Origin of the sequence: Arcobacter sp. (genome assembly GCF_050300555.1) — a bacterium.
Classification (GTDB): domain Bacteria; phylum Campylobacterota; class Campylobacteria; order Campylobacterales; family Arcobacteraceae; genus Arcobacter.
This window is the reverse complement of sequence record NZ_JBNKXY010000029.1, coordinates 1-2,625: the sequence shown is the minus strand read 5'-3', so window position 1 is coordinate 2,625 and position 2,625 is coordinate 1. Positions and strand designations below refer to the sequence as shown.

2 protein-coding genes are annotated in these 2,625 nt (G+C 30.5%); both read left to right on the top strand.

Annotated elements, in window-relative coordinates; genetic code table 11:
* Nucleotides 1-1,292 (top strand): zinc-dependent metalloprotease (locus ACQY5W_RS12925; protein ID WP_428025385.1); only part of this gene is annotated, 1,292 nt, incomplete at its 5' end.
* Nucleotides 1,293-1,302: 10 nt separating this feature from the next.
* Nucleotides 1,303-2,544 (top strand): thioredoxin family protein, encoded by a 1,242-nt coding sequence (locus tag ACQY5W_RS12920; protein ID WP_428025384.1) that lies wholly within the window; start codon nucleotides 1,303-1,305, stop codon nucleotides 2,542-2,544.
* Nucleotides 2,545-2,625: the final 81 nt, after the last annotated feature.

The following is a 2,625-nucleotide window of genomic DNA, read 5'->3' as shown; positions in this document are numbered from 1 at the left end:
GAACCTCAGAGCGTGAAATGGAATATAGCGTTGTAGAAAATCAAGTTACAGGAGAAATAATAGCCGCTCGGATTAATTTTATGGATAAACCTGCCAAAAGAAGCTTGATCAAATATTTGCTTCTTTGTGGAGAGAATGATCCAGAAATAATAAAGAACCCTAATAGTTTGGAAAGAAGAAAAGATATATTGACACAGCAATTAGCAAGTGTAATAGGGCAAATATTGGGCGTAAAGGAAAATTACCCAGCAGTAACAGCCTTTTCTATCGAACAATTACAAGATAATGAATGGTTAAAAAAATGGGGACCATCAGCAACAGTTGTGGGTACAAGTATGCCTGATTATGTTGCCGTAAAAGAGAATAATATTTCACCAAAATACCTGTTGCCTAAAGTGTCTATTTATGATCGTGATGCCATAGCTTATTTGTATGGCAACCGCGTAAGTCCTCCTTCATTGAAAGCTACTTTTTATGCTAAGGAGAATATGCTAGACCCAACCGCTCAAGCTACGTTTATATCTAATGATTTATTAAGAGCAAGCGAAATAGGAATTCAAAAATTGAAAAATAGTTATCCAAAAATCCCTAGTATACTTAACGATTTTAAACATGATACAGATTTAACTAAAGATTTTCTAGAATTTATCTCTGAAAGCTTTTCCTTGTATCGATATTTTGTGAATCAGGAGGCTATATTAATTGGCGGGCAAATGGAGCGTGCTGTAATCAAAGGAGAAAATGAGGTCATGGTTGATTATGTGAGTAAAGAAAAGCAATTAGAAGCATTAAAAAATCTTGAAGAACATGTTTTTTCAGCAAGATTGGATTGGCTTAAAAATCCAGAATTATTAAAGCAGAATCCTATTAATATGGATAAGTTTTGCATTGACATGTCCAAAAATATTTTACAACGCCTGTTTAAAAAAGAAGTGTTATTGTCTCTAATTGATGCAGAACAAAAAAATGGTAAAAAAGCATTTATATGTAATGATTTATTTTCTTTTACAAATAGAGTAGTTTTTCTAAATTTTGATGTTTCAAATGAGCCAACAGACATACAATTGAGCACTCAGATCGACATGGCTAATATACTTATTGAATTAGCCAACGCCAATAACATTAATACTAAAGTAAACGATTTAAATGCGGTAATACAACTTTATTTATTGCAAGTACGTGATTCCCTAGAGAAATTGATGAATAATGATATGGTTAGCTATAAGGTTAAAAACAATTGTAAATTAATTTTATTACGCTTTAATAAAGAATATTTTAATAAAACATCATAATACCCTTTTTATGTCAAAAACAGTAAATACACTTTTATTATGTTACCTGTTATTTAGTTGTGTAGCATTTTCACAAAATAGGAAAATTGAATTTGAGCATTTATCTTTTGAAGAATTAAAAGAAAAAGCTCATGAAACTAAAAAAAATATCTTTATAGATTGTTATACTACATGGTGTGGGCCATGTAAGTTTATGAGTAAAAATATTTTTACTAAGGATGCTGTAGCAGATTTTATTAACGAGTCCTTTGTCTCTGCTGAAATAGATATGGAGACAGAAGAGGGGATTGAGTTAGGCTCTAAGTATCAAGTGGGTGCCTATCCAACCTATTTGTTTCTTGATAGTTCGGGTAATGTGATTTATAAATTTGTAGGAGCCAAAGAAAAGGCCTCAGATTTTATCGAAGAAGCTAAAAAAGGGCTTAATTCAGATAATATTTATTATTCCATGAATGTGAAGTATAAGAGCGGAAATAGATCTGCCTCTTTTATGGAAGAATACATTAAACTTAAATTTACACGTAAGGAAAATTCTCAAGCAGTTGAAATCGCAAATGAGTATTTAAATTCTTTAACTCCAGAGCAAAAAACATTACCTGAAAATTGGTTTTTATTTGGTGAACATAAAAATAGCATTTACCTGTCACCTGCTGATAGTCAAAATAGTAATTATCTTGTTGATCATTGGTCAGAATTTGTAAGGCATATTCCAGACTCCACTGTTTATAAAAGAATAGCCCAAAATTATCAGGGAATTACTTCTGCTGTTTTCAGAAAGAAGTTTTTTAAAAATGATAGTGTTGATATCCAGGTTTTTGATGGCTTTCAAAAAAAGATAAACACGATACCTAACTTATCTTCAAAAAATCAACTACTGGTATTGATGGATGTTTGTAAAGCTTTTTGCAAACAAGATAAATCATTAGTCATTCAACTTTTGTCAGACAATATAAGCGATTTTTCTAAGGAGAGCCAGAATCTTTTGTTTGATTTGTTGGCAACGAATTTCAATTCTAGAGAATTACGTACTTCAGCAGTTTATGAATTGATGAGAAAAGTAGTTCTAAGTAATAAGAATAAAAATCTGGTAAACTATTTCCGTTACTTTTTAGATGGGAATGATCCACATTATGAGAAGTTTGACGCCAAAAATCTTGTTAATAGGTTTGATCAGCCTGAAATAGTTCCTTGTTTCCATCCTGATCTGCCTATGTTTTATTTTAATTATAAAAAAAATAATTATCTCAATTAATATTATTATATAACAAAAAGCCATTACTATAAACTTTAACATAGTAATTATATTTTCAAATTTTACCAGACTAACTAATCT